Raw genomic sequence first — 25,576 nt, 5'->3', positions numbered from 1 at the left:
CCTTCCGAGACGGAGGGGTCCGGATATGGAGGGTCAACCGGTGGTCGACGCCCCCGACAGGTTCCCCTCGATCCCCGAGATCCGGTTGTGCTCGTCGAAGGACACCTCGAAGGTGAAGTCGGCCCCTCCGAGGGTGATGCCGCTCCGCTCCGCGTCGACGAAACGGGGAGAGAGTCCGCGCAGGCGGGCGTAGGTGTACACGGCGCGCTTGTGGTCGAACAGCCGCAGACCGGAGATCCCCTCCTGGAGGATCCGCATGACCCGGGTGGAGACGGGGGCGGGCAACCTCAGGTCGGGGTGTTCGATGATGAAGGCCACCCGGGTGCCTCCGCCCGCGTCGCCGTTGTAGGAGAACCAGCGGCCGGTGAGGAGCTTGGCCGCCTCCGTGAGGGGGTGCAGCGCCAGGTGGGCCTCCTCCGGGGATCCGGGCAGGGAGACGAAGGGGACCTCGGGGTCGGCCAGTTCGGGTATCTCGTTGTCGCGGCCGAAGTCGCGCACGGCCGCGCCGAGGGCGGTCAGTTCCTCGGGGAAGCCGGAGGGGTTGGCCCAGCCCCACATCCAGGATCGGGGGCCGGGGGCGGCGCTGCCCAGGAGGTGGAACCGTTCGCAGATCAGGGGGCGCTCGCCGGTGAACTCGAAGCGGGCCGCCTGGAGGTCCACGTGCCAGTTGTGCTCGCCGAGGAACTCCTCCAGGTGGATCTGGTGTTCCAGGGAGAGCAGGGCCGCGTCGTCGAGCATGTCGGGAAGGGTGTGTTTCTTGCTCATGCGGTGATGCTATTTCCCGTCGCGGACACCGACCTCCTCCGGGCTCCGGGGAGGGTCCTCGTAGGCCAGGCCGATGCCTCGGGCCCACAGCCGGGTGGCGGTCTCCACGACCACCTCGGGGTCGTGTTCCTCCCCGTACAGGTAGAGCATCCGGGCCGTGTGCTCCACCATCCCGCCGAGCATGCTCGCCGTGGCCGCCACGTCGATGTCCGAGGAGGCGACCCCTTCCTCCTGGAGTCTGCGGGTGCCGGCGACGATGCGTTCGACGAACAGGCCCCGGATCTCCAGGAAGAGGGACCGGAAGAGGGGGTGCCTGGGCGAGATCTGTTCGATGACCTGCATGATCCGGGCGTTGTCCCGGTAGGCGTCCAGGAACCGACCGGTGGCGTGTCTGATGCGGTCGATCGGCTCGGTGCCCGGGGGCGCCGCCGAGCGGGCCGCGTCGAACATCTCTCCGGCCACCCCCTTGGCGACCTCGTGGAAGATCGCCTCCTTGGAGTCGAAGTAGGTGTAGAAGCTTCCGTAGGCGACACCGGCCCGACCGGTGATGCCGGCGATCCGGGTGTCCTCGAACCCTCGCTCCTCGAAGACCTCCCGCGCCGCCTGGACGAGCGCGCCCCGTTTACGGCGGCCTCGCTCGGTCGGCGGTCGCCCGGTCGTCGCCCGTCCGTTCACCGGTCGCCCCCTCTCCTCCCGGTTCGAAGGGTCAACGCAGAGGGAGGAACTTCGCGATGACCTCGTTCATGATCTCGTAGGTGCCGCCTCCGATGGAGAACACCCGGGCGTCCCGGTAGTGGCGTTCCACCTCGGTCCCGCGCATGAAACCCATCCCTCCGTACAGTTGGACGGCGTCGTCGACCACGCGGTCCATCGCCTCGGTCGCGGTGTTCTTGGCCATCGCCACCTCCGCGATGAGCGGTTCCCCGTCCTGGAGCCGTTCGGCGATCCCCCGAACGTAGGCGGTGGCGACCTCGGTACGACGGTGCATCTCCACCAGCCGGTGCCGCAGGACCTGCCGTCGGGCCAGAGGGCCGCCGAAGGCCTCCCGTTCGCGCACCCACTCCAGGGAGAGGTCGACGCAGCGCCGCGCGACCGCGCAGGCCTGTACGGACAGGCCGATCCGCTCGCTCGCGAACTGATCCATGATCTGGTAGAAACCGCGGTCCACCTCCCCCACCAGCCGATCGGCGGGGACCCGGACGTCGACGAGGGACAGCTCGGCGGTATCGGAGGAGTGCCAGCCCATCTTGTCCAGGGCACGGGTGACGGTGAAGCCGGGTGTGCCACGTTCCACGACGAAGAGCGAGATGCCCTCGTGGCCGGTGTCGGAGGTGCGCGCGGCCACGGTCACGAAGTCGGCGCGACAGCCGGAGGTGATGAAGGTCTTGCTCCCGTCGAGCACCCACTCGTCCCCGTCGCGGACCGCTCGGGTGCGCAGCCCGGCCACGTCCGACCCGGCACCGGGTTCGGTGATGCCGAGCGAGCAGATCGACTCCCCTTCCAGAGCCGGTCGGACGTAGTCGCGCACCAGGTGTTCGCGTCCGTCGGCGACCAGGGCCGGAAGGGCGATGGTGTGGGTGAACAGCGAGGCCAGGACCCCGGTGGGCACCCCGGCCAGGACGGCCTCCTCGGAGACGACGAGCTGGTCGAGCATCTCGCCCGCCCCTCCGACGGACTCGGGCTGACCGAGGCCGAGCAGTCCCAGGCGTCCCGCGGCCCGATGCAGGTCTCGGGGGAGACGCCCCTCCTCCTCCCATCGGTCCACATGGGGCAGGATCTCCCGGGCGGCGAAGGCACGGACCGTCTCACGGAGCGCGGCCCGCTCGGGGGTGTTCCAACGGTCGGTTCTCGGGGTGTCGGTCGCGTTCATCGGCGCACACTCGCATCCGTGTTCTGGGGGCGGACCTGGGTCGGGGCCTCTCGGTCGCCCGGAGGTGCGCGCCCACCCCTGGGAGACCCGGATCACCTTTTGTTATGGTGCGCGCAACATGACATGTCGGTCAACTCCGTTGTCCGGCCGCCACCGTGAGGAGACACCGTGGTCGACGTACACGCCCTCATCGAGGATCTGCGCGCGGAACAGGAGGAGTTGGCCGGTCTGTTGGCCGGGCTCTCCCCCGATGACTGGGCCACGCGCACCCCCGCGCCCGGTTGGGACGTCACCGACCAGGTCGCGCACCTGGCCTTCTTCGATCGGGCGGCGACGACGGCCCTGACCGACGAGGAGGCGTTCGCGCGAACACTGGCCGAGGCGGCGGCCGACCCGGAGGGGTTCGTGGACTCGGCCGCCGCTCCCCTGGCGGCCCTGCCCCCCGAGGAGCTGCTCCACCTCTGGGTCCGGTCCTCGGCGGACCTGCGCGAGGCGCTGTCCCGGGCTCCGGCCGGGACACGGGTGCCCTGGTTCGGCCCGCCGATGAGCGTGGCGTCGAAGGCCACGGCCCGCCTGATGGAGACGTGGGCTCACGGTCAGGACGTCGTGGACGCCCTGGGGGCGTCCCGTGAGCCCACCTCCCGGCTCGCGCACATCGTCCACCTGGCGCTGCGGGTCCGTCCGTACAGTCACATGGTCCGGGGGCTCCCCGAGCCGGCGGCCCCGGTGCGGGTGGAACTGACCGCCCCGGACGGCGGCCTCTGGAGGATGGGGCCCGAGGAGGCCGTGGACGTGGTGACCGGGGACGCGCAGGAGTTCTGCCTGGTCCTCACCCGCCGTCGCCACGTGGCCGACACCGACCTGCGATCTCGGGGGGAGGCCGCCGAGGAGTGGCTGGCGATCGGGCAGACCTACGCGGGCGGCCCCGGCGAGGGACGTCGTCCCGGACAGTTCGCCGAGACCGCGCGGACCGACGGGCCGAGTTGACCGCCCCGTCGACTTCGTTCGAAGGTCTCCGCTACATCAGGCTCTGGAGGAGGGGACCGAACTCCTGATCGGCGGTGTGCAGGGAGACCGACCTGGTCTCGTGGTCGACCTCGACGCGCACCTCGGACAGACGGGGAAGACCGTTCTCGGTGGTCCCCGGACGCCACCAGAACAGCTTGTCGGTGACGGGCTTGTCGGTGTCCGCGACGAAGCGCTCGGTGATCCCCTGGAGGGTCTCCATGGCCTGGATCGGGTGCGCTGTGCCCAGGACGTGGGCCATCACCACGGGCGGGGACGGGAACACCACGAGCGCGCCGTGCTCGGTCTCGCCCAGGTGACGGGCCAGCTCGTGCAGTCGGGCGTTGACGTAGAAGCCGCCCTCGGAGCCGATGTGCACGATCGGCACGTCTCCCGCGTTCATGCGGGAGACCTCGACCGGTTCGCTCAGGGAGCCCTCGACCGCCTGCGCGAAGGCCTGCTCCTCGGTGAGGCCGAGGTCGGAGAGCTCGCCGCGGTTCAGCGGTCGCATGCTCTCGGGCGAGTCCGCGACCACGGTCTCCACCACCCCGGCGGCGAACGGGCGGGTCAGGAGCCGCTCCATCACCCCTTCGGGGAAGGCCGTCTCCGGGTAGAGGCGCGAGCGCAGGGTCTCGCGGGGCGGGGCCTGCCGAGAGGTCACCTGGCGCGCCCGCTCCTCGAAGGAGGCGACGAAGTCGGCCGCGGCCTTGGACGCGGTGCCCTCGTCGGCCCCTTCGAGCGAGGCGAGGAGATCCTGGACGTTCTGCCGGATCCCCGTGCCGTCGGACATCGTGACGACCAGGGAGTCCGGGAAGTCGAAGTGGGCCCTGATCCCGCGCTCGGAGAAGGCGGACAGCAGGGCGTTGCGCCCCAGGTCCGTGGAGAGCGGAGGGTAGTGGGTGCCCACGGGGACCCCTCGTGAGCGGAGCTGCCGCAGCATGCCGAAGACGATCTGCTCGGCGAACTCCGAGTGCAGCTCGGGCGGGTGTCCGAGCACCTCGGAGACGGTGTCGGCGTAGTCGATGGCCAGGGGGTCGTGGCCCGGGATCGGGATCCGCATCCCGGTGGGCGGGAGCGCTTCGATCTCCACTCCGTACCGGGCGTAGGTCGAGGCCAGCAGGTTCAGGAAGGCCGCTTGGGCGTTCTGTGGGGGCATGTTCATGATGATGCTCCGGTGACGTCCGTCGTTGTCGTTCTCTGACGATTTCTCGTGTGGAACCGGGGGGCCGGCGTTCCGTTCCTTCTTCGCACAGGGTTCAGCGTGCCCGGGCCAGGACCTTCTTCTGGAGGGCCTCCAGGGGGCCGTGCTCGAAGCGGCGCAGCCACAGTGACGCGCCGACCAGGAGCGACAGGGACAGAGCCGCCCACAGCCCCATGACCCAGCCGGGGCCGGTGTCCGCCATCCGCTCGGTCAGGCCCAGGCCGAAGCCGTAGCAGAGGAACATCAGGACCACGTTCTGTGTGACGTATCCGGTCATCGCCATCCGGCCGAGCGCGCCGAGCCCGGAGGCCAGGGGGCCCCGGCCGGTGACCCGGTCCAGTACCCATCCCACCAGACCGATCAGACCCAGGGCCACCAGCGGTGCCGCCACGTAGCGGTCCAACAGGAACCAGTTCGGGCCGGCCAGGGAGGTGATCAGCGTCAACGGGACGCCCAGGCCGATCCCCCATCTCGACAGTCGGGTCCGGATCCGCCGTCCGGTCTCGTCCGCCCCGAAGGCCCCGGCACGGAAGAGGCGCACCCCCAGCAGGAACATGAACACCATCAACCCGAAGGTGATGATCGGTTCGATCCTCAGGGCCAGGGCGTTGTCCAGCCGGAAGGCGACCAGATCGGTGTAGGAACCGTGGGCGTAGAGGTCGATCGCCTCGGCGGGCACCCCCGTGTCCTCTTCGGGGAAGGCCGTCAGCGCGGCGGTCAGGAGCCCCATCGCGGCCAGGTGCAGGGAGAGCGACAGCCACATGACCGTGTTCCGCACCCGTTCCGAGCGGGTGAGCAGCCAGGCCACCAGCAGGGAGAGCACGGCGTACCCCATGAGCACGTCGGCGGCGAAGACGAGGGTGAAGTGCACCGCCCCCTCGACGAAGAGGAAGAGCGCCCGCCACTTGTAGGGACCCGGCCACCGTCCCGCCCGGCGGGAGGCGGACCGGTACTGGATCGCCAGACCCACCCCGAACATGAGGGTGAGCAGGGCGAGGAACTTGCCGTTGGCGACGGTCCGCAGAAGCCCCTCCGCGAGCGTGCCCACCGAAGGGGAGTCGAGGAAGGCGGCCATGGGGGTGATCCCGTCATTGCCGTAGAGCATCACCGATTCGCCGCCGGGAGCGGTGAACAGCCAGACGTTGGTGGCCAGCGTGCCCAGGATCGCCACCCCGCGCAGCACGTCGAGCAGGGGGAGTCGCCCGCTCGTGTTCCCCGGCTCAGCCGGTCTCGTGGCTCCGACCGTTCCGGTCATCCCCGGTCCCCTTCCGTGTTCCGTTCGTCGGTGTCCTCGCCGGCCGTGAAGAGCCGGTCGAGGTGGCGCCGGAGCATGGCGCGGGAGTCGGCGTCCCCGTACAGATCGGGGTTGGTCAGTTGGTGCATGGTCAGTCCATCGATCAGGGCGTCGAAGGCGCGCGCCTCCTCGGCCGGGTCCAGCCCTTCGGCCAGTTCGCCGCGTTCCCGTGCCGCGGTGAGGACCCGGGTGAACATGTCGATCACCGCGCGGGTGGCCTCTCCGTGCATGCGCGCCATCTCGGGGTCGGTGATGGTGGCGGGCAGGAACTCCAGCCAGACGGTGAGCTCCAGACGCCGTTCCTCGTCCTGTGGGAGGAGGGTGAGGGCCAGGCGGTAGGCGAGGTCGTGGATCGGTGGGACGGGGTCCACCGCCAAGAGCCGCTCCTCGCCCCGCCGGTAGAGGTGTTCGACACCGAAGCGCAGGAGCGCGGTCTTGCTTCGGAAGTAGCGCTGGACCAGGCCGACGGAGACCCCCATCTCGTCGGCGATGTCGGCCAGTGTGGTCCGGGCCAGGCCTTTGCGCGCGACGGTGCGCAGCAGGGCCTCGGCGACCTGGATTCGTCTCTCGTCATGGTCCGCGGTGCGTGGCATATAAAAATATTATGGGCATATTTTTATGTCCGCAACCTCTCCACGGCCCGGAGGCCTCCCGGTGCCGTCCCGGTGCCCGGCCGCCCCGATAATGCGGAGGCGGCGTCTCGACGGGTGAGGCGCTCACGAAGGTCTGGGGAGGCGGCGTTGACCACGGATGTCCACGGGTCGAAGGGAGGCCCTTCGCCTCCACTGAGCCGAAGATCCCTGCTGTTGGGCGGAGCCGTGCTCCTGGGAGGGGCGGTGACGGTGGGCGCCTCGTTCCGGACCCTGGGAGAGCGGTGGGACGTCGTCGTGATCGGCGCCGGGGTGGCCGGGCTCTCGGCCGCGCGCAACCTGAGCGACCACGGACTTTCGGTCGTGGTGGTGGAGGCCCGGGACCGGATCGGCGGCCAGTTGTACACCGACCGCGGCTTCACGTCGGTCCCGGTGGAACTGGGCGCGGGCCTGATCCACGGCCGTGACGCCTACACCTGGGAGCTCGTGGCCGAGGCGGAGGCGGAGACCGTCCTGGTCGGCCCCTCGGACCAGATCGCCGACCCTCTGCCGACCCCCGAACCTCCCCACGACGCCGAGGACGCCGCCGCCTATCTGACCCGCCTCGGGATCCCTGAGGACCGCTGGCCCCCGGTGTCCATCGACAACGAGCCGATGCACCGGTGGAGCGCCCGGTGGATGCACGACTCCGGACTCTTCGACTGGTGGTCGACGCCCCGGGAGAACTTCCGGGTGCCGGACGGCTACGACCGGATCCTCTCCCCGCTCGCCCATGGCCTGGACATCCGTCTCTCGCACGCGGTACGCCGGGTCCACTGGTCGGACCGGGGTGTGGTGCTGTCGGTGGACGCCCTGGAGGGGCCGACCGAGATCCGGGCCGACCGTTGTGTGATCACCCTGCCGATCGGGGTGCTCAAGTCCGGTGACGTCGTCTTCTCCCCCGAACTCCCGGACGACCACCATGAGGCGCTCCGGGCCTTGGACCGCACCGACGCCCTGAAGCTCGTCTACGAGTTCGACCGACCGGTCTTCCCCGCCGAGGAGGACGTGCTGGGGTGGGACGAGGACACCGGGTTCGTGTTCTGGTGCCTCTCTCGCGAGGATCCGGAGGTGGTGGTGGCCTGGGCCGCCGGGAAGAACGCCCGCCGGTTGACCGCCATGACGGTCGAGGACCGGTTCGCCGCCGGTCTGACGGCCCTGGCCGAGGCGTTGGACGAGACGATCCCGGAACCGGTGGCCCGGACCACGCACGACTGGGCGATGGACGAGTTCAGCGCGGGCGCCTACCTGTTCGTCCCTCCGGGCGCGCACGACGCCCCCGCCGCCCTGGCCGCCCCTGTCCGCGGGGTCCTGTACTTCATGGGAGAGCCCACCACCGGCGAGAACACCGTCGAAGGCGCCTACGTGAGCGGTTATGACGGCACCGATCTCCTCATGGCCGACCTGTGAGCGAACGCCCCCGCCCGAGCCCCGGGGAGGGCGTGTGACCCGAAGGACCGACACCGATCTCGCTTCCCTCGGAGCCGGAGAGACCGCCCACCTGGTGCGTTCGGGGCGCGTGACGGCGGTGGATGCGGTCGGCGCCGCCCTGGAACGGATCGACCGGGCCGATCCCCGACTGCGCGCCTTCACCGAGGTGTGGCCGGAATCCGCCCTGTCCAGCGCCGCCGCGATCGACCGGGCGGCGCGCCGTGGCGAGGTCCTTCCCCTGGCCGGGGTGCCGTTGGCGGTCAAGGCCTCCGAAGGGATCTCCTCGGTCCAGGCCGAGCGCCTGATCGCGGCGGGGGCCGTCCCCGTGGGGGCGGCCTCGATCCCCGGCCCGGGGACGGACTGGCGGACCTGGGGGGACACCCCTCGGGGGCGCACGGTGAACCCGTGGTGCTCCGACCTCTCCCCCGGCGGCTCCTCGGCAGGGTCGGCGGTGGCGGTCGCCGCCGGGCTCGTCCCGATGGCCACCGCGAGCGACGGGGCCGGATCGACCCGGATCCCCGCCGCGTGGTGCGGGGTCGTCGGCTACAAGCCGACCAACGGGCTGTTGCCGGCCCGCGACCGGGCCCGGCTGAACTCGGGCGGTCCGATCACACGCTCCCCCGCCGACGCCGACCTGTATCGCAGGGTCGTCCTCGGCGGTCCCGCGGTGAAGGCCCCGGTCACCACGCTCCGGGTGGGCTGGTCCGCCGACCTCGGGTTCGCCGACACCGACCCGGAGATCGCGCGCGTGGCCCGTGACCGACTACGGGCCTGGGAGGAGCGCTTGCCCGGCATGGAGGTGGTGGACGTGACGCTCGTGCTTCCCGACCCGGCCTCCTCCTGGTCGGCCCGGCGGAGCGGAGACGCCTCGGCGCGCCACGGCGGCCGATACGCCCCCTCGGCCCTCGCCGCCCTCCTCTCCGAGGTGGACCTCCTGGCCACCCCCACGACCCCGAACCCGCCGCATGGGCACGAGGGCCCGGGTGGCACCATGAGTGTGGATCTGACCTGGGCGTTCAACCTGACCGGACATCCGGCTCTCAGCCTTCCGGCGGGCTTCGACCGGAACGGTGCGCCCGTAGGTGTTCAGCTGGTCGCCGACCACCATCGCGACGGTGATCTGCTCGCCGCCGCCCGTACCTTCGAGGACGTCGGCGCGCTGTTCTCGGCGCCCCCGTCGGACGACTGATATGCCTGAAATGACCAGTTGTGATGCAATGTCCAGTGGGTTCGTGACCCGTCAGGGCCCCGACACCGCGCAACAACACAACGAACAGAGGGAGGTTGGTGTTCGATGACCAACCGCGCGTACGTGATCGCAGGGTCGGAGGCCACCGGCGGAGCCGGGATCCAGGCCGACCTCAAGGCCTTCCAGGAACTGGGCGTCTACGGTGTCGGAACGATCACCTGCATCGTCTCCTTCGATCCCGCGAACTCCTGGGGACACCGCTTCGTCCCGGTCGACCCGGGCGTCATCGCCGACCAGATCGAGGCCGCGACGTCCTGCCACGACCTGGACGTCGTCAAGATCGGCATGCTCGGCACCCCCGACACGATCGACGTCGTGTCCAAGGCCCTGCGCGAGCAGGAGTGGCGTCACGTGGTCCTCGACCCGGTCCTGATCTGCAAGGGCCAGGAGCCCGGAGCCGCGCTCGACACCGACAAGGCCCTGACCGCGCAGATCCTGCCGCTGGCCACCGTCATCACGCCGAACCACTTCGAGGCCCGCACGCTCGCCGGGATGGAGAGCCTGGAGACCGTGGACGACCTCATCGAGGCCGCCCGCCGGATCCACGAGCTCGGCCCTCGGCACGTGATCGTCAAGGGCGGGACCGAACTGCCCGGCCCCGACGCCGTCGACGTCCACTTCGACGGCGAGGAGGTCACCGTGCTGAGCGCCCCCAAGATCGGCGAGGAGCGGGTGAGCGGTGCCGGCTGCACCTTCGCGGCCGCGATCACCGCCGAACTGGCCAAGGGCGCCGAGGTGGGCGACGCGGTCCGCACCGCCAAGACGATGGTCCGCGCCGGGATCACCGACCGGCTGACCACCCACGCCCCCTTCGCCTCGGTGGTGCCGATCGCCCCCACCGAGGCCTGACGGCCCGGGTCGGGGCGGACGTTCCGCCCCGACCCGGAGTCGTGGTGTCACGGGAGGGGATCCGTCAGCGGGTCCTCTCCCTCTCTCGTGCCGCTCCGCCTCGGGGCGGGCGTGACCACGCCATGGCCACCGCCGTCCCCAGGATCAGGAGCAGGACGACCAGACCGCCCCAGACCATGCCCTGGTCGACCAACATCTCCCCGGCCGGCACGTCCGGCGAGCGACCTCCATCGTTGCCGGTCGCGACCACCCCCACCAGGAGCACGAGGGTGCCCGCGAGCGCCAGACGCGCGCCGGCCACGCCCAGCGCCCGGGCCCGTCCGAGGAGGTCCTCACCGCTCCACCGGAACCGTTCCTCCCGACGCAGCGGGGCCAGGAGACGGGCGAGCAGGAGCGCCGCCACCGGGATCTGGAGGAGCCACACCACCGTCCGGAACCAGCCGTCGAACCACACGTTGGTCCCGTACAGCAGGGTGTGCCAGACGCTCAGCACGTACACGACGATGACGAAGCGGTGCAGTACCCGCCATACGCGGGGGCCGGTCCAGGAACGGACGTAGTAGGCCAGGCCGAGCGGGATGGCGAGGTAGAAGGCGATCAGACCGATCAGGATCGCCACCTGGCCGGTCCCGGTCGAGTATCCACCGGGTACGAACACGTCCACGAAGGCGGAGAGGAGTCGGCCGCCCGGGCCGAGACCCTCCTCGTCGGCGCGGACCAGTTCGATGAAGAACGCGAGCATGTGCGCGAACATCAGCCCGATGGTGGTCAGGGAGGTGACGCGGTGCCAACGTTCCCACCGCGCGTGCGTGATCGGGGACCCCGATACCGGGGCCGAGGAGCGGATCAGGCCGAACATGATGGTGATCCACGCCCAGAGCAGCGCCGACCATCCGAAGGCCTGACAGACGATGTAGAGCCAGTACTCGCGCAGGTCGGCGAGGAACGGCATGACCATGATGGTCTGCGACGTGCCGGCCTCGATCCGGACGCAGAGGATCGCGAAGATGAGCGCCGTCACCACCAGCGCGGCGCCGGTGTCCGGTATCAGACGGCGGAGGTCGGCTCGGAGCGTGGCGCGATCCACCCGGGATCGTCGGCGCGCCGCCGACGCGGGTTCGGTTGTTTCGGACATGGGGGACCTTCCGTAGCGGGAACCACCATGACAGCGGATCCGGCCACGCGAGGCCACCCCCGTAACAGAGCGGGACTATTCGGGCGCGCCATCTCCCAGGGAGAGCAGGAGTTTGCGCAACAACCCGACCAGCCTCTCCTGTTCGTCGGGGTCGAGCCCCTCCAGGAGAACAGCTTCGCCGGCGACGTGTCCCTCCACGACGCGGTCGACCGTGGCCAACCCCTCGTCGGTGAGCCCGACCAGGACACGACGCCGGTTGTCCGGATCGACCTCTCGGTGGACCAGGTCGCGTTTGACCAGCCGATCCACGCGGTTGGTCATCGCGGAGGAGCCCACCATCGTCATCCGCACCAGGTCCCTGCCGGTGAGCCGGTAGGGGGCGCCGGCCCGGCGCAGGGTCGCCAGAACGTCGAACTCCCAGCGTTCGAGGCCCTCCTCCGCCAGGAGGTCGCCGATGCGCCGCCCGAGGATCTGTTGCAGGCGGCCGGTCCGGCCGATGATCGCCATGGGCGAGACGTCGAGGTCGGGACGTTCCCGGGCCCACTGCGCGAGGAAGAGGTCGACGGCGTCGTTCATCCGGCGATCATAGCGACGCGCGCTTGACGGTCTCGTGAGCACGAACATAATCTTTCGACATCGAAATATTCGATATCGAAAGGTAAGCCATGACACCCCCCGCCCGAAGACGGGAGGTCCTCCGGTGAACGGCCGGGGACGGATCGCCGTCGACTCCCTGCTCACCGCGCTGGCCCCCGTCGTCTGGGGCAGCACCTACCTGGTCACCACGGAGTTCCTGCCGCCCGACCGCCCGCTCCTGGCCTCCCTCGCCCGCGCGCTGCCCGCGGGCCTGATCCTCCTCGCCCTCTCCCGTGCCCTGCCCACCGGTGTCTGGTGGTGGCGCTCCCTGGTCCTGGGCACCCTCAACATCGGTGCCTTCTTCTACCTGCTCTTCGTCGCCGCCTACCTGCTCCCCGGCGGGGTGGCCGCCCTCGTGCTCACGATCCAACCCGTCATCGTCCTGTCCCTGTCCTCCCTGCTCTTGAGCGAACGGATCCGCCCCGCCCACCTCCTGGCCTGCCTCCTGGGCGCCGTCGGCGTGGGGCTGCTCGTCGTGGGTCCCGAGGCCGCCCTCGACCCGATCGGCGTCCTGGCCGGAGTGGCGGCGGCGATCTCGATGGGGACCGGTCTGGTCCTGACCAAACGCTGGGGACGCCCCGAAGGGGTGGGCCTGCCGGGGGTCACCGGCTGGCAGCTCACCGCGGGAGGGATGGTCCTGCTGCCCGTCACCCTGCTGGTGGAAGGGGTGCCGAGCACGATCTCGGCGGTCGAGCTGGCCGGGTTCGCCTACATGAGCCTGATCTGCGCGCTGCTGTCCTACGTCCTGTGGTTCCGCGGCCTGGAACGGCTGCCCACACTGGCGGTCTCCTTCCTCTCCTTCGCCAGCCCGGTCACCGCCACCCTGCTCGGCTACCTGGTCCTCCACGAGACGCTCACCCCGATCCAGGGGGCCGGGGCCGCGGCCGCGATCGGGGCGGTCCTGCTGGTCCAACTGACCGCCCACCGACCACCACCGCGACGCGCCCCGAAACGGCGCGCCTCATCGGTCGTCGGGGCACGGTCCGGTGGTTTCAGGGACGAATCCCCCCACGACCTTTGACAGGGTCACGGTGGCCCTTCAGACTCTCCTCCGACAGGACCGGACCACCCGCGGAAGGGCGCGGGTCCGGCCGCACGACGTCGGGAGCCCGGATGAGGAAGACCAGCGCCCGTCTGGCCGATGGCCGGGAGATCGTCTACTACGACGAGTCCGACCACGGCGACCGCGCGCACGTCGACCCCCGGGCCCTCCCCGCACGCCCCGCCGGCTCCGAGATCCGCCTGGACCCCTTGACCCGGGAACCCGTGGTGGTCGCCGCGCACCGGCAGGACCGCACCCACCTGCCGCCCGACGACCGCTGCCCCCTGTGCCCCTCCACCTCGGAACGGCACACCGAGATCCCCGCGCCCTCCTACGACGTGGTCGCCTTCGAGAACCTCTTCCCCGCGCTCGCCGGAGACCGGGGTCGCTGCGAGGTGCTCTGCTTCTCCGACGAGCACGACACCTCCCTGGCCCGTCTGGGCCCCCGGCGGATCCGCACCGTCGTCGACGCCTGGGCCGACCGCAGCGCCGTGCTCTCGGCACTCCCCGGCATCGAGCAGGTGTACTGCTTCGAGAACCGCGGACCGGAGATCGGGGTGAGCCTGCACCACCCGCACGGCCAGGTCTACGCGCTTCCGTTCGTCACCCCGCGCACCCGCGACGTCCTCGCCTCCGCCCGCGCCCACCGCGAGGAGACCGGCGGCGACCTGTTCGAGGACGTCCTCGCGGCCGAACGGGCGGGCCCCCGGGTGGTGCTGGAGAACGGCCACTGGACCGCCTTCGTCCCCGAGGCGGCCCGCTGGCCCGTCGAGGTGCACCTGTACCCGCGCCGCCCCGTCGCGGACCTCCCCGACCTCGGCGACGCCGAACGCGACGCCTTCGCCGAGCTGTACGCCGACCTCCTCGCCCGGCTGGACCGACTGTTCGACCTGCCGCTGCCCTACATCGCCGCCTGGCACCAGGCCCCGCTCCACGACGCCGAGGCCCGCTCCCTGTCCCGGCTGCGGCTGGAGGTGTTCTCCGTTCGCCGTGCCCCCGACCGCCTCAAGTACCTGGCGGGCACCGAATCCGGCATGGGCGTCTTCGTCAACGACGTCGCCCCCGAGACCACGGCGCGACTGCTCCGGAAGGCCGGCCGGTGAACGCCGACGACGGGCAGCCGGGACCGACCGTCCGGGCCGAACGGGCCGCGGAGGGGTTCCGGAGGGCGTTCGGGCGTTCCCCCGAGGGCGTGTGGGAGGCGCCCGGAAGGATCAACCTGATCGGTGAGCACACCGACTACAACGACGGCTTCGCCCTGCCCCTCGCCCTCCCCCGTACCCTGACCGTCGCCGCCGCCCGCCGCGCGGACGGTGTGTGGCGGTCACGGTCGCCGCGCTTCTCCGAGACCGTCGAGACGGACGGGGAGGCGGCCCCCGGTTCGGTCGACGGCTGGGGCGCCTACCCCACCGGCTGCCGGTGGGTCCTGCTCGACGAGGGACACGACGTCGGCGGGATGGACCTGTTCGTGGACGGCTCGGTCCCCATGGGCGGCGGACTGTCGACGTCGGCCGCGTTGTGCTGTGCCGCGCTGCTGGCCGCCACCGATCTGTACGGGATCGACGCCGATCCCGGGGAGGTGGCGCGGTGGGCCCGTCGGGCGGAGAACGACTTCGTCGGCGTCCCCTGTGGCGCCATGGACCAGCTCGCGGTGATGGCCTCCCGCGAGGGACGGGCCCTGTTCCTGGACTGTCGTTCCCTGACCACCGAGCCGATCCCCTTCGCACCGGACGAGCACGACCTGTCCCTGCTGGTGGTGGACACCCGCGCTCCGCACCGGCTGGTGGAGGGCGCCTACGCCGAGCGTCGGCGCTCCTGTGAGAGGGCCGCGCGCGCCCTCGGGGTACCGGCGCTTCGGGACGTCGACCTCGCCGGGCTGCCCCGGGCCCTGGACCGGCTTCCCGACGACCGGGCGCGCGCCCGGGTCCGGCACGTGGTGACCGAGAACGCCCGTGTGTTGGAAACGGTGGCGCTCCTACGTGAGGGGCGGGTCCGCGAGATCGGCCCCTCGCTCACCGCCTCGCACGTCTCGCTGCGCGACGACTACGAGGTGAGCGTGCCCGAGGTGGACACCGCCGTCGAGGCCGCCCTGTCCGCCGGCGCGTTGGGCGCCCGGATCACCGGGGGCGGGTTCGGCGGCTGCGTCATCGCCCTCGTGGACACCGACCGGGTGGCCTCCTGTGTACGGGAGGTGCGCTCCGCCTTCGCCGAGCGCGGTTTCGGGGAGCCGTCGTCCTTCGCAGCGCCCCCATCGGACGGGGCCCGGAGACTGCGCTGACCTCCCTCTCCCGGTCCGGAGACGAACGTCCGAGGCCGCCGGAGCGACTCCGGCGGCCTCGGATCGGGTCTTGGGCGCGACTGTGCGGTGGCGAGGTGGATCAGGCGGTACGTCCGGTGTTCTTGGAGTACATCCCGTCCACGAGGTAGACGATCCCCGCCGCCACCAGGACCTGGACGATCAACACGAACCAGAAGGCGTCCCAGATCATGGTGCCGATCCATCCGCCGATGAACGCGGCCACGATGCCCAGGACCAGGGTCAACCAGATCGGCAGATGCTGTTTACCCGGAATGACGAGTCGTCCCAGAGCGCCGATGATCAATCCGACGATGAGCGCGCTGATGATGCCGGTGATCTCCACGGGACCTCCCCCAGTAGACGCCCTCCCCTCGTTCCCCGTCACATGGGCCGGAACACCGGTTTCCTTCCCGACCTACGAACCTTTTGCCATGATTTGAGTGCCATGAGCACTCCGGCGTCTCCCGTCCGGATGTCCCGGCGTCACGGGGTTCTGCCGTGCGCAGAAGGGCGGACCGACCCCTCCCTCGGGACGGGGCGTCGGGCGTAGGGTCGAAGGGACGGAACGATCCGACCGCCCTGGAGGCACCCATGAGCGAGAGCGTCCTGCGCTCCTTGGACGATGCCCGCAGGGGCGAGCGTCCCGCCGAGCCCGCGGAGGAACCGCTCATGCGCGACCTCGTCGGCGAGCTGCTGCGCCGCACACGCCTGGAACGAGGGCTCACCCTCCGCGAGGTGGCCGAGGACTCCCAGGTGTCCCTGCCCTACCTCTCGGAGATCGAACGCGGACGCAAGGAGGCCTCCTCCGAGGTCCTCGCCGCGGTCTACCGTTCCCTGGGACTGAGCATCGCCGACGTGCTCGGAGAGCTCTATCGGCGTACCGCGCTCGCCCGTTTCGAGCGTGTGGGCGACCGGTCCACGGTCCTGACCCCGGCCTCCGCCCCGTCGACCTCCGCCCACAGGACCGTGGTCCTGTCCCTGGCGGCCTGAGGCGCTCCCCTTCCGCATCGGGGTGGAGCGACCTCCGTCGCCCCACCCCGTCGACCGTCTCGGCTCAGCCGGCCGGAGCGACCTCGCCCCGACCGGAGATCACGTTGTCCACCAGCCCGTACTCCCGGGCCTGGTCGGCGGTGAAGATCTTGTCCCGGTCGGTGTCGGCCCGCAGGCGTTCCCGGGGCTGACCGGTGTGCCGCGCGAGGATCTCCTCCACCTGGGAACGGACCCGCAGGATCTCCGCCGCCTGGATCTCCAGGTCGGCGGCCTGCCCCCGCCCCTCCCCGGAGGGCTGGTGCAGGAGCACGCGGGAGTGCGCCAGGGCGGCCCTCTTGCCGGGAGCGCCCGAGGCGAGCAGCACCGCGGCGGCCGAGGCCGCCTGACCCATGCACACCGTGGCCACGTCGGCCCGGACGAAGCCCATCGTGTCGTAGATGGCGGTCAGCGCGGTGTTGGATCCCCCCGGAGAGTTGATGTAGAGCTGGATGTCCGTCTCGTGGCTCTCGTGGTCCAGGTGCAGCATCTGTGCCATGACCACGTTGGCGACGTCGTCGTCGATCGAGGTCCCGAGGAAGATGATCCGTTCGGACAACAGTCGGCTGAACACGTCGAAGGAGCGCTCCCCGTTCGGGGTCCGCTCGATCACGGTCGGGATCGTGTAACGGCCGCTCATCGGGCGCCCCCTCCTCGGACGAAGCCGGGTGCGGTCCCGCCGAGACGCAGGCCGCCGCCCATCTGTTCGGCGCTCTCGATCACGTGGTCGATGAAGCCGTAGTCCCGGGCCTCCTCGGCGGTGAACCAGGCGTCCCTGTGCTGGTCGGCCGCGATGGTCTCCTCGCTCTGCCCGCTGTGTCGGGCGATGAGCTCGATCATGGTGCGCTTGGTGTGCGCGAGGTTCTCCGCCTGGATCGCGATGTCCGCGGCGGTCCCGCCCAGCCCGCCCGAGGGCTGGTGCATCATGATCCGCGCGTGGGGCATGCTGTAGCGCTTGCCCGGTGCGCCCGTGCAGGCCAGGAACTGTCCCATGCTGGCCGCGAAGCCCATGACCAGCGTGGAGACGTCGTTGGGCACGAAGTTCATGGTGTCGTAGATGGCGAGTCCGGCGGAGACGACCCCGCCGGGGCTGTTGATCGCCAGGGTGATGTCCTTGTGCGGGTCCTCGTCCGCCAGGAGCAGGATCTGCGTACAGACCCTGTTGGCGCTCTCCTCGTCCACCTGGGTGCCCAGCAGGACGACGCGGCTGCGCAGCAGGCGCGCGGAGAGCTGGTCGTCGAAACTCCCGCTCGGTGGGGTCTCCGCGGCGTATGTGGTCGGCATCGGCACTCCTCGGTCCGGCTCTCTTCCCGGGGGCGGACCGTGTGTCCGTCCGGGCCGGTGCCTTCAGCCTGCGCCGGGATACGCCGCGGTCTCCACCTTTTCGGCCGGGGGCAGATCTGCCCAGGGCAGAGGGGCGGACGAGCCGAGGGACGATGCTCGAAGAGCGTCGGTGGGGAGCCGGGCCCGTGATCGTTCCGTGTGTTCCTCGACACCCTCGTTCCGTCCGAGGGAGGGGCGGGCCCGGGTTCTGGGGGCCCGTGTCGTCGAGGCGCTGGATCAGCTCTCGTCTATGGCGGACCTCAGGTCGCGCAGGACGTCGAGGACGATCGGCCGTAGTGCCGGCCTGATCGCGTCGAAGACCTGTCGCTGTTTGTGCTCCATGGATTTGCGGCGCTCGGCCAGGACGCGCTCACCCTCGCAGGTGAGGGCGACGACGGTGCTGCGTTCGTCACGTTCGGACCGGCGCCGGACCATCATCCCCTTGCGCTCCAACTGCTGGATCATCCGGGTCGCGGACGGCGACGATACGCCGACGATGTGAGCGACGGCACCGACACTCGGTCCGTCCATGCCGCGTACCGCCTCCATGAGCAGCGACTGTGTCAGTGTGATCTCCTCGGCACCGCGATGCCCATGTCCGCCCCGGGAGCGGGCGTGGAGCGCCGCGTTGATGAGTTCTGTCCACACACGCTGGAACTCCTCGAGTTCCACCTCGTTCGAATCGGTGGATACCCGCTGCTCAGAGCGGGTCTCAGGGGTCTCGTCGAGCACGAAACGGTCCTCGCAGGATGGGCTCTGCGCGCGGGTCCCCGACCCGCGCGGTGGTTTGACGCATGTGTAGTCTAGCTATTAAATAGCTTGCGCACGCAAGTTCAAGTAGATCCATGCCCTCTCAAAACGGTAGCGACACCCCCGTCCACTGATCCGGTTGTGGGCGGCTGTCTGCTGCGAGGGCAGTGGACGTCCGTCCGAACACCCGGGCGGGCCCGGACCGGTCCGGGAGGGGCGCATTGACAACAGTGCTGGTCGCGCATTTCATCACCGCTGCGGTCGCACCGTTACTGGTGCGTCTGTGGGGGCGTAACGGCTTCTATGCCCTGGCGGTGGTCCCTGGACTGTCCACCGTGTGGGCCCTCTTCCAACTCCCGACCATCCTCGCCGGAGGCACCCTCTCCGAGTCCGTGGCGTGGGCCCCGCAGTTCTCGCTGCGGCTGGGCCTGTACATGGACGCGCTCGGTCTGGTCATGACCCTCATCGCCGCCGGCGTGGGCACGTTGATCCTGGTCTACTGCGCGCGCTACTTCGGCGACTCCGAATCCGGGCTGCCGCGCTTCGCGGGTGTGTTCGTCGCCTTCGCCGGCGCCATGCTCGGGCTCGTACTGGCCGACGACCTCATCCAGCTCTTCATCTACTGGGAGCTGACCACGGTCTTCTCCTACCTCCTGGTCGGGCACAAGGCCGAGTCCCAGGAGAGCCGCCGGGCGGCGATGACGGCCCTGACCGTCACCACCTTCGGCGGTCTGGCGATGCTGGTGGGCATGATCATGCTCGGCGAGACCGCCGGGACCTACGTGATCTCCGAGATCGTCGCCGACCCGCCCGAGAGCGGAGCGGTGGTCACCTCGGCCCTCGTGCTGATCATGATCGGCGCGATGTCCAAGTCGGCCCTGTTCCCCTTCAGCCTCTGGCTTCCCGCCGCCATGCAGGCTCCCACGCCGGTCTCCGGCTACCTGCACGCCGCGGCGATGGTCAAGGCCGGTGTCTACCTGGTCGCCCGCCTCACGCCCGCTTTCGGGGACGTCCCCGTCTGGCAGGTCATGGCGGTGACCTTCGGTGTGGTCACCATGATCTTCGGCGGCTGGAAGGCGCTCCGCCAGTTCGACCTCAAGCTCGTCCTGGCCTACGGCACCATCAGCCAGCTCGGTTTCCTCATCGCCCTCCTCGGCACCGGAACCCGCGCCGCCGCCCTCGCCGGTCTCGCGATGGTCGTCGCGCACTCCCTCTTCAAGGCCCCGCTGTTCCTCGTGGTCGGCATCATCGACCACAGCACCGGAACCCGGGACCTGCGAGAACTCTCCGGTCTGCGCAAGTCCATGCCCGGCGCCTTCTGGGTCTCGATCGTCGCCCTGGCCTCCATGGCCGGGCTGCCCCCCACCGCGGGCTTCGTCGCCAAGGAACTGGCCTTCGGCGCCTACACCCACGGTGGTCGGTTCGACGCCCTGATCCTGACCGGCATGGTCCTGGGCTCCATCTTCACCGTCGGCTACAGCCTTCGGTACCTGTGGGGCGCCTTCTTCGACAAGGAGGGCGTCTCCCCCACCCCGGTCCACGCCCCCGGAGCGCTCTTCCTCGCGCCCGCCGTGGTCCTGGCCGGGCTGAGCCTGCTCGGCGGCCTGTTCTCCAACCCGGCCGACCCGCTCTTCGCCACCTACGCGGACACCGTTCCGCAGGGTCCCGGCGAGGAGTACCCCACGTACCTGACGCTGTGGCACGGCTGGGAACTCCCGCTGCTGCTGTCGGCGATCTGCGTCGTGGGCGGTCTGGTGCTGTTCTACTTCCGCCACGGGGTGGCCTGGCTCGGCAATCGCACGGCCCTGTTCAACCCCGAACGCAACTACCGACGCATGATGGCCGGGCTGGAGACGTTGGCGCTCCAGGTCACCGGTAGCACCCAGCGTGGTTCGCTGCCGGTCTACCTCGGCACCATCCTGGTCGTCATGGTGGTCTCCGCGACCATCCCGGTGTTCACCGGACGCCTGTGGGAGCTTCCCGCCCCGCAGATCCGTCTGTGGGACACCCCGGTGCAGATCATCCCCGCCGCGATCATCATCGTGACGTCGCTGCTGATCCTGTTCGTCCGTCGCCGCCTCTACTCGGTCATCCTGGTGGGCATCGGCGGATACGGCGTGGCCTGCATCTACTACCTGTTCGGCGCCCCCGACATCGCGCTCACCCAGTTCCTGGTCGAGACCGTCAGCCTGGTCGTCTTCGTCCTGGTGCTCAGGCGTTTCCCGACCTACTTCTCCGCCCCCGCCCTGCGCGGGCGTCGGACCTGGAACATGGTCATCGGAGCGGCCAGCGGTGTGCTGGCGGCCGCGATGACGTGGTTCGCCCTGGCGGGACGTCAAGAGCCGTCCATCTCCGAGCTCTACCCGGAGGCGGCCGAACGGGCCGGTGGGGAGAACATCATCTCCGTGCTGCTGGTCGACCTTCGTGCGTGGGACACCATGGGCGAGATCTCGGTGCTGGCCGCGGCCGCGGCCGGCGTCGCCAGCCTGATGTTCGTGCGCCGCCGGGCCCAGCCCCGCAAGGCCCCCGGTGGGGTGATGGCGCTGTCGGTCACCAAGCCTCCGGCGCCCTCCACCGAGCAGGGCCGGGTGGACCTGGGCGAACTCCGATTCGCGCCCAAGGACATCCGGGTCAAGCCCGTATGGAACCGCACCTGGCTCCCCGGGGCCGCCGCCCTGCCCACCGAACGCCGATCGGTCATCTTCGAGGTGGTCTCGCGCTTCCTCTTCCCGGTGATCATGATCCTCTCGGTGTACCTGCTGCTCACCGGCCACACCGACGTCGGCGGCGGTTTCGCCGGCGGCATCGTGGCGGGTGTCGCCTTCATCGTCCGCTACCTCGCGGGCGGCAGGTTCGAGCTCTACAACACCGCGTGGGTCCAGCCGGGAGCCCTCATCGGCGCCGGTCTGGCCCTGGCCACGGGCACGGCGATCGGAAGCGCGATCTTCCTCGGCGACGTCCTCGCCGGTGCCCACGGATACGTCGACTTCGGCATCTTCGGAACGGCTCACCTGACCGTCTCGATGATCTTCGACATCGGTGTGTACCTGCTGGTGATCGGCCTGATCCTGGACATCCTGCGCAGTCTGGGCGCCCGCATCGACGAACAGATCGAACGGGACGCCGCCCTCGCCGGGGAGACCGAGGGTCCCGAGGCCCGCGAACGAGCCGAGGAGGTCACCTCGTGAACGAGTCACCCAGCCTGACCCTCGTCGTCGTCATCGGGGTCCTCGTCGCGGTCGGCGTCGTCCTCCTGCTGGAGCGCAGCCTCACCCGTGTGCTGTTGGGCTTCATCGTGATGAGCAACGGCGTCAACCTGATGATCCTCGCCATGTCCGGGACCCCGGGCAAGCCGCCGATCCTGTGGTTCAGCGGCGGCGAGGAGATGAGCGATCCACTGCCACAGGCGATGATCCTGACGGCGATCGTCATCACCCTGGGCCTCACGGCCTTCCTGCTGGCGCTCGCGTACCGGAGCTGGCAGTTGGAGGGCAACGACGAGGTCCAGGACGACGCCGAGGACCTCAGGATCGTTCAGGGCGAAGGGCGTCGCGCCGTTCGCCAGCGCTTCCTCAAGGAGCGACGCAAGCTGCGGGCGGACATCCGTCGTCAGCGCGCCGAACTCCAGGCCACCATCGCCGCGGCCGACGCCCAGGAGCTGGCCGAGCAGGCCCGCATCAAGGCCGAGATCGCGGCGGCCCAGGCCGAACTCGCCAGGTTCGAGGTCGAGGCCGAGGACGGCGAGGCCGATGAACGGTCGCAGGAGACCGTGCGTCGTCTCACCTACCGCCAACAGAGCATGGTCAACCAGGTGACGGAGCTGCGCGGCCGGATTCGTCTGGGCCGCAAGCGGCTTCGCGAACACCGGCGCGCCGACCGTGCCGCCGAGCGAGAACTGTGGCGCGAGCTGCGCCGCCGGATCCGCTCTCAGCGGCGGCAGGCACGGCAGACCATGCGGGCAGAGCGCGAACGCCTGGCCCGCGCTGAGGACAGCGACCTGCAAGGGAACGACTGACCATGGGATGGGACTACTTCGCCGGAATCATGCACTACCTCATCCCGCTGCCGGTGGTGCTGCCGCTCTTCGCGGCCGGGGTGAAACTCGCGCTGGGCATCCGCTGGCCCCGGGTCCAGCAGTGGCTGAGCGTCATCTCCCTGGCCCTGGTGCTGTTGATCGGTGCCGCCCTGATGGTGGGCGCCCACATGTTCGGTCCGCAGGTCGTGGCGGTCGGCGGCTGGGAGGCCCCGGTCGGCATCACCCTGGTGGCCGACCGGTTGTCCGCGCTGATGGTGACGGTCTCGGCCACGGTCACCCTGGCCGTGCTGGTCTACTCGATCGGTCAGGGCATGGCGGGCAAGGCCGAGGTCGCGCCGCTCTCGGTGTACCAGCCGACCTACCTGATCCTGGTGGCCGGTGTCTCCAACGCCTTCCTCGCCGGTGACCTGTTCAACCTGTACGTCGGGTTCGAGATCCTGCTGACCGCGAGCTACGTGCTGCTGACCCTGGGCGGGACGCAGTCGCGGATGCGGGCGGGCGCCATCTACGTGGTGGTCTCGCTACTGTCCTCGGTCCTGTTCCTGATGGCGATCGCGCTGATCTTCGGCGCGACCGGCACGGTGAACATGGCCCAGCTCGGCGAGCGGCTTCCGGAGATCCACACGGAGCTACGGCTGGTCCTCGAGGTGATGCTCGTACTCGCCTTCGGCATCAAGGCGGCGGTGTTCCCGCTGGCCGCCTGGCTGCCGGACTCCTACCCGACGGCGCCGGCACCGGTGACGGCGGTGTTCGCCGGCCTGCTCACCAAGGTGGGCGTGTACGCGATCATCCGTGCCGAGACCCTCATGTTCCCCGGGACCCAGCTCAACACCATGCTGATGTGGGTCGCGCTGGCCACGATGATCATGGGCATCCTGGGCGCGGTGGCGCAGACCGACATCAAGCGTCTGCTGTCGTTCACCCTGATCAGCCACATCGGCTACATGGTGTTCGGCGTGGCCCTGGGGACGGAGCTCGGCCTGGCGGGCGCGGTGTTCTACATCGCCCACCACATCACCGTGCAGACCACGCTCTTCCTCATCACGGGACTGATCGAACGCAGGGGCGGATCCACGTCACTGGACCATCTGGGCGGTCTGGCCAAGATCGCGCCGCTGCTGGCCATCCTGTTCTTCATCCCGGCGATGAACCTGGGCGGCATCCCACCGTTGTCGGGCTTCCTCGGCAAGATCGGTCTGCTCCAGGCCGGTGTGGACGTGGGCACCCCGCTGGCCTACACCCTGGTCGGCGCCTCGGTGCTCACCAGCCTGCTGACCCTGTACGTCATCGCCCGGGTGTGGAACTACGCCTTCTGGCGGACCCCCTCCGAGGGCACGGTGGCCGAGCCGGGCACCGTCCTGGAGGACAGTGAGGACGACGACACCTCGACCGCGGCCCTGGGCCCGGGCGAGGCCGTCGGCCCGTCCTCCCGTCTGGGCGCCACCTCGACGGTGGACACCCCGGTGGTGACCTCCGTCGTCCTGCCCAAGAGCATGGTCGGCGCCACGGTGGCCCTGGTCGCCTTCGGTCTGGCCATGACGGTCTTCGCGGGGCCGCTCATCGCCTACTCCTCGGACTCCGCGGTCGAACTGTTGCAGCGCACGCCCTACATCGAGGCGGTTCTCGGAGGTTCCCAGTGAACGACCTGAAGACCCGGAAGAAGGCGGGGGTGAACGCTCTACGTCGACGTCTGGGCAAAGTACAGATCCCGGTCGCGCTCGGGATGACGCTGGTGTGGATGATGCTCTTCAAGGGCTTCCAGCTGCGTCCCGAGGCACTCGGTACAGCGGCGGTGGGGTTCCTGGTGTCCGTGGGCATCATGATGCTCTTCCCGCTGCCGCCCATCTCTCCCGGTTTCCGTTTCTGGCCCCTCCAGTGCGTCCGCCTGTTCTTCTACGTCCTCGGCAAGATGGTGGTCTCCAGCTTCCAGGTCACGGTCCAGGTGTTCCGCCCCGGCCCTCCGGTCAAGAGCTCCGTCGTGGCGGTGCGGCTGCGCACCGACGCCGACCTGATGCTGGTGTGCACCGCGATCACGGTGACGGTGATCCCCGGCAGTGTGATCATCGAGGTCGCCCAGCCGGAGAAGATCCTCTACGTCCACGTCCTGGGCGCCGAGGACGAGGAAGAGGCGGAGAAGGCCAAGGAGAACATCCACATGCTGGAGGAGCGCATCGTCCGGGCCCTGGGCACACGCGAGAACATCGCCGATCTGGAGGCCGCCCTGGCCGCCGGGAAGGGGAGCGCATGAACATCCTCTGGACCATCGTGGCGGTCCTCCTCGGTGCCGCCGCCCTGCTGGGCACGGCCCGTCTGCTGATCGGCCCCAGCATCCTGGACCGGGCCCTGTCCGTCGACGTGCTGCTGGCCTCGGCCCTGACGGGGCTGGGCGCATACGCGGCCTTCAACCGTGACCCCACGGTGCTGCCCACCCTGCTCGTCCTGTCGATCCTGGGTTTCGTCGGTTCCATCAGCGTCTCCAAGTTCGTCGCCCGACGTCCCGAGGAGCACGCCGACAACCCCGTGGAACCCACTGAGGACTCCGGAGAGAGGAGGACGTCGTGAGCGATCAGCTCGTCACCGTCCTGGACTGGGCCGCGATCCTGTGTCTGCTGGCCGGTTCCCTGCTCTCCTTCGTCGCCGCGGTCGGCCTGATGCGCTTCCCCGACCTCTTGTCGCGCATGCACACCGCGGCCAAGCCGCAGATCCTGGGCATGCTGCTGGTGTTGGTGGGGATCGGGCTGCGGATACTGCCCGTGGAGGAGACCGGCGTGTTCGACTTCGGCACGCTGATCCTGGTGGGCCTGTTCCAGGTGGTCACCGTCCCCGTCGCCGGTCACATCGCCGCGCGGGTGGGCTACCGCACCGGCCGGATCCGGCGTGATCTCGTGGTCACCGACGAACTGGCCGAACGTCTGGACTCCAAGCACCGGGCGAACGAGGGCCCCGAGCCGGACCCCGCCCAGGGCTGAGCCCCGAAGCCACGGAGGACACGGGCGGGCCCGTCGGGAGTACTCCCCACGGGCCCGCCCTTTCCCC

26 protein-coding genes are annotated in these 25,576 nt (G+C 70.1%); 14 read left to right on the top strand and 12 right to left on the bottom strand.

Annotation, left to right across the window (positions count from 1 at the left end; genetic code table 11):
- Nucleotides 1-33: 33 nt before the first annotated feature.
- The 3 genes from D451_RS0111990 to D451_RS0111980 are packed head-to-tail and all read right to left on the bottom strand — an operon-like array spanning nt 34 to nt 2,635.
- Nucleotides 34-765, bottom strand: a complete 732-nt coding sequence (locus tag D451_RS0111990) for a DUF6882 domain-containing protein (protein ID WP_017534586.1) — start codon at nt 763-765, stop codon at nt 34-36.
- Nucleotides 766-774: 9 nt separating this feature from the next.
- Nucleotides 775-1,440, bottom strand: a complete 666-nt coding sequence (locus D451_RS0111985) for a TetR/AcrR family transcriptional regulator (protein WP_014909166.1) — start codon at nt 1,438-1,440, stop codon at nt 775-777.
- A 31-nt stretch (nt 1,441-1,471) separates the two neighbouring features.
- Nucleotides 1,472-2,635: an acyl-CoA dehydrogenase family protein gene (locus D451_RS0111980; protein ID WP_017534585.1), complete on the bottom strand. Its 1,164-nt coding sequence runs from the start codon at nt 2,633-2,635 to the stop codon at nt 1,472-1,474.
- Between the two features lie 168 nt (nt 2,636-2,803).
- Between D451_RS0111980 and D451_RS0111975 the strand changes: the two genes are divergently transcribed.
- A complete protein-coding gene (locus tag D451_RS0111975) occupies nt 2,804-3,622 on the top strand; it encodes a TIGR03084 family metal-binding protein (protein ID WP_017534584.1) in 819 nt (272 codons plus the stop codon).
- A 31-nt stretch (nt 3,623-3,653) separates the two neighbouring features.
- Here the strand turns inward: D451_RS0111975 and D451_RS0111970 are convergent, their stop codons facing one another.
- The 3 genes from D451_RS0111970 to D451_RS0111960 form a co-directional block, all read right to left on the bottom strand.
- Nucleotides 3,654-4,796, bottom strand: a complete 1,143-nt coding sequence (locus D451_RS0111970) for a hypothetical protein (protein ID WP_238543897.1) — start codon at nt 4,794-4,796, stop codon at nt 3,654-3,656.
- Between the two features lie 100 nt (nt 4,797-4,896).
- Nucleotides 4,897-6,096 (bottom strand): DUF418 domain-containing protein, encoded by a 1,200-nt coding sequence (locus D451_RS0111965; protein WP_017534583.1) that lies wholly within the window; start codon nt 6,094-6,096, stop codon nt 4,897-4,899.
- A complete protein-coding gene (locus D451_RS0111960; RefSeq protein ID WP_017534582.1) occupies nt 6,093-6,728 on the bottom strand; it encodes a TetR/AcrR family transcriptional regulator in 636 nt (211 codons plus the stop codon). The genes D451_RS0111965 and D451_RS0111960 overlap by 4 nt, the downstream gene beginning before the upstream one ends.
- 213 nt (nt 6,729-6,941) lie before the next feature.
- On the opposite strand from D451_RS0111960, the gene D451_RS0111955 reads away from it, so the two are divergent.
- The 3 genes from D451_RS0111955 to thiD all read left to right on the top strand — a co-directional run bounded on the left by D451_RS0111955 (nt 6,942) and on the right by thiD (nt 10,293).
- A complete protein-coding gene (locus tag D451_RS0111955; RefSeq protein ID WP_017534581.1) occupies nt 6,942-8,174 on the top strand; it encodes a flavin monoamine oxidase family protein in 1,233 nt (410 codons plus the stop codon).
- Between the two features lie 34 nt (nt 8,175-8,208).
- Nucleotides 8,209-9,384 (top strand): amidase, encoded by a 1,176-nt coding sequence (locus D451_RS0111950; protein ID WP_017534580.1) that lies wholly within the window; start codon nt 8,209-8,211, stop codon nt 9,382-9,384.
- 105 nt (nt 9,385-9,489) lie between these two features.
- A complete protein-coding gene (thiD, locus tag D451_RS0111945; protein WP_017534579.1) occupies nt 9,490-10,293 on the top strand; it encodes a bifunctional hydroxymethylpyrimidine kinase/phosphomethylpyrimidine kinase in 804 nt (267 codons plus the stop codon).
- Between the two features lie 64 nt (nt 10,294-10,357).
- On the opposite strand, the gene D451_RS0111940 is transcribed toward thiD, so the two are convergent.
- On the bottom strand, nt 10,358-11,428 hold the full coding sequence (locus D451_RS0111940) for a ferric reductase-like transmembrane domain-containing protein (protein WP_017534578.1): 1,071 nt from the start codon (nt 11,426-11,428) through the stop codon (nt 10,358-10,360).
- 75 nt (nt 11,429-11,503) lie between these two features.
- Nucleotides 11,504-12,004, bottom strand: a complete 501-nt coding sequence (locus D451_RS26435) for a MarR family winged helix-turn-helix transcriptional regulator (RefSeq protein ID WP_017534577.1) — start codon at nt 12,002-12,004, stop codon at nt 11,504-11,506.
- A 124-nt stretch (nt 12,005-12,128) separates the two neighbouring features.
- Here D451_RS26435 and D451_RS0111930 point away from each other — a divergent pair, with 124 nt between their 5' ends.
- The 3 genes from D451_RS0111930 (at nt 12,129) to galK (ending at nt 15,384) form a co-directional block, all read left to right on the top strand.
- Complete coding sequence (locus tag D451_RS0111930; RefSeq protein ID WP_017534576.1) at nt 12,129-13,085, top strand: EamA family transporter; 957 nt, start codon at nt 12,129-12,131, stop codon at nt 13,083-13,085.
- Between the two features lie 92 nt (nt 13,086-13,177).
- Nucleotides 13,178-14,209: a galactose-1-phosphate uridylyltransferase gene (galT, locus tag D451_RS0111925; RefSeq protein WP_017534575.1), complete on the top strand. Its 1,032-nt coding sequence runs from the start codon at nt 13,178-13,180 to the stop codon at nt 14,207-14,209.
- Nucleotides 14,206-15,384 carry a galactokinase gene (galK, locus tag D451_RS0111920; RefSeq protein WP_017534574.1) on the top strand — a complete coding sequence of 393 codons (1,179 nt, stop codon included), beginning with the start codon at nt 14,206-14,208 and terminating at the stop codon, nt 15,382-15,384. The genes galT and galK overlap by 4 nt, the downstream gene beginning before the upstream one ends.
- Before the next feature lie 100 nt (nt 15,385-15,484).
- Here the strand turns inward: galK and D451_RS0111915 are convergent, their stop codons facing one another.
- On the bottom strand, nt 15,485-15,748 hold the full coding sequence (locus D451_RS0111915) for a GlsB/YeaQ/YmgE family stress response membrane protein (RefSeq protein WP_014912612.1): 264 nt from the start codon (nt 15,746-15,748) through the stop codon (nt 15,485-15,487).
- 248 nt (nt 15,749-15,996) lie between these two features.
- Here D451_RS0111915 and D451_RS0111910 point away from each other — a divergent pair, with 248 nt between their 5' ends.
- The gene (locus D451_RS0111910) at nt 15,997-16,395 is read left to right on the top strand and encodes a helix-turn-helix domain-containing protein (RefSeq protein WP_017534573.1); all 399 of its coding nucleotides are present in this window, start codon (nt 15,997-15,999) and stop codon (nt 16,393-16,395) included.
- A gap of 64 nt (nt 16,396-16,459) precedes the next feature.
- Here D451_RS0111910 and D451_RS0111905 read toward each other — a convergent pair whose 3' ends face one another.
- The 3 genes from D451_RS0111905 to D451_RS0111895 all read right to left on the bottom strand — a co-directional run bounded on the left by D451_RS0111905 (nt 16,460) and on the right by D451_RS0111895 (nt 18,486).
- Nucleotides 16,460-17,071, bottom strand: coding sequence for an ATP-dependent Clp protease proteolytic subunit (locus D451_RS0111905; protein ID WP_017534572.1), 612 nt, complete (start codon nt 17,069-17,071; stop codon nt 16,460-16,462).
- The gene (locus tag D451_RS0111900; protein ID WP_026125006.1) at nt 17,068-17,715 is read right to left on the bottom strand and encodes a ClpP family protease; all 648 of its coding nucleotides are present in this window, start codon (nt 17,713-17,715) and stop codon (nt 17,068-17,070) included. The genes D451_RS0111905 and D451_RS0111900 overlap by 4 nt, the downstream gene beginning before the upstream one ends.
- 276 nt (nt 17,716-17,991) lie before the next feature.
- Nucleotides 17,992-18,486: a MarR family winged helix-turn-helix transcriptional regulator gene (locus D451_RS0111895; RefSeq protein WP_014911389.1), complete on the bottom strand. Its 495-nt coding sequence runs from the start codon at nt 18,484-18,486 to the stop codon at nt 17,992-17,994.
- A gap of 248 nt (nt 18,487-18,734) precedes the next feature.
- Here D451_RS0111895 and D451_RS0111890 point away from each other — a divergent pair, with 248 nt between their 5' ends.
- From D451_RS0111890 to mnhG, 6 genes are read left to right on the top strand one after another with little or no spacing between them, the layout of a single operon-like run.
- A complete protein-coding gene (locus D451_RS0111890; protein ID WP_017534571.1) occupies nt 18,735-21,692 on the top strand; it encodes a Na+/H+ antiporter subunit A in 2,958 nt (985 codons plus the stop codon).
- Entirely contained in the window at nt 21,689-22,519 is an 831-nt protein-coding gene (locus D451_RS0111885) for a Na(+)/H(+) antiporter subunit C (protein ID WP_017534570.1), read from the top strand. Before D451_RS0111890 ends, D451_RS0111885 begins: the two co-directional genes overlap by 4 nt.
- A gap of 2 nt (nt 22,520-22,521) precedes the next feature.
- Complete coding sequence (locus D451_RS0111880; RefSeq protein ID WP_017534569.1) at nt 22,522-24,180, top strand: Na+/H+ antiporter subunit D; 1,659 nt, start codon at nt 22,522-22,524, stop codon at nt 24,178-24,180.
- Nucleotides 24,177-24,788, top strand: coding sequence for a Na+/H+ antiporter subunit E (locus D451_RS0111875; protein ID WP_014909047.1), 612 nt, complete (start codon nt 24,177-24,179; stop codon nt 24,786-24,788). The genes D451_RS0111880 and D451_RS0111875 overlap by 4 nt, the downstream gene beginning before the upstream one ends.
- Nucleotides 24,785-25,102 carry a monovalent cation/H+ antiporter complex subunit F gene (locus D451_RS0111870; protein ID WP_014911308.1) on the top strand — a complete coding sequence of 106 codons (318 nt, stop codon included), beginning with the start codon at nt 24,785-24,787 and terminating at the stop codon, nt 25,100-25,102. The genes D451_RS0111875 and D451_RS0111870 overlap by 4 nt, the downstream gene beginning before the upstream one ends.
- A complete protein-coding gene (gene mnhG / locus D451_RS0111865; protein WP_017534568.1) occupies nt 25,099-25,509 on the top strand; it encodes a monovalent cation/H(+) antiporter subunit G in 411 nt (136 codons plus the stop codon). Before D451_RS0111870 ends, mnhG begins: the two co-directional genes overlap by 4 nt.
- Nucleotides 25,510-25,576: the final 67 nt, after the last annotated feature.

Origin of the sequence: Nocardiopsis alba DSM 43377, from assembly GCF_000341225.1 — a bacterium.
Taxonomy (GTDB): domain Bacteria; phylum Actinomycetota; class Actinomycetes; order Streptosporangiales; family Streptosporangiaceae; genus Nocardiopsis; species Nocardiopsis alba.
This window is presented reverse-complemented; position numbering and strand designations above follow the sequence as displayed.

Coding starts and splice junctions, on each gene's coding strand:
- D451_RS0111990 (WP_017534586.1), bottom strand. CDS start 765: ATGAGCAAGAAACACACCCTTCCCGACATGCTCGACGACGCGGCCCTG.
- D451_RS0111980 (WP_017534585.1), bottom strand. CDS start 2,635: ATGAACGCGACCGACACCCCGAGAACCGACCGTTGGAACACCCCCGAG.
- D451_RS0111970 (WP_238543897.1), bottom strand. CDS start 4,796: ATGCCCCCACAGAACGCCCAAGCGGCCTTCCTGAACCTGCTGGCCTCG.
- D451_RS0111965 (WP_017534583.1), bottom strand. CDS start 6,096: ATGACCGGAACGGTCGGAGCCACGAGACCGGCTGAGCCGGGGAACACG.
- D451_RS0111960 (WP_017534582.1), bottom strand. CDS start 6,728: ATGCCACGCACCGCGGACCATGACGAGAGACGAATCCAGGTCGCCGAG.
- thiD (WP_017534579.1), top strand. CDS start 9,490: ATGACCAACCGCGCGTACGTGATCGCAGGGTCGGAGGCCACCGGCGGA.
- D451_RS0111940 (WP_017534578.1), bottom strand. CDS start 11,428: ATGTCCGAAACAACCGAACCCGCGTCGGCGGCGCGCCGACGATCCCGG.
- D451_RS26435 (WP_017534577.1), bottom strand. CDS start 12,004: ATGAACGACGCCGTCGACCTCTTCCTCGCGCAGTGGGCCCGGGAACGT.
- galT (WP_017534575.1), top strand. CDS start 13,178: ATGAGGAAGACCAGCGCCCGTCTGGCCGATGGCCGGGAGATCGTCTAC.
- D451_RS0111910 (WP_017534573.1), top strand. CDS start 15,997: ATGAGCGAGAGCGTCCTGCGCTCCTTGGACGATGCCCGCAGGGGCGAG.
- D451_RS0111905 (WP_017534572.1), bottom strand. CDS start 17,071: ATGAGCGGCCGTTACACGATCCCGACCGTGATCGAGCGGACCCCGAAC.
- D451_RS0111900 (WP_026125006.1), bottom strand. CDS start 17,715: ATGCCGACCACATACGCCGCGGAGACCCCACCGAGCGGGAGTTTCGAC.
- D451_RS0111880 (WP_017534569.1), top strand. CDS start 22,522: ATGGGATGGGACTACTTCGCCGGAATCATGCACTACCTCATCCCGCTG.
- D451_RS0111870 (WP_014911308.1), top strand. CDS start 24,785: ATGAACATCCTCTGGACCATCGTGGCGGTCCTCCTCGGTGCCGCCGCC.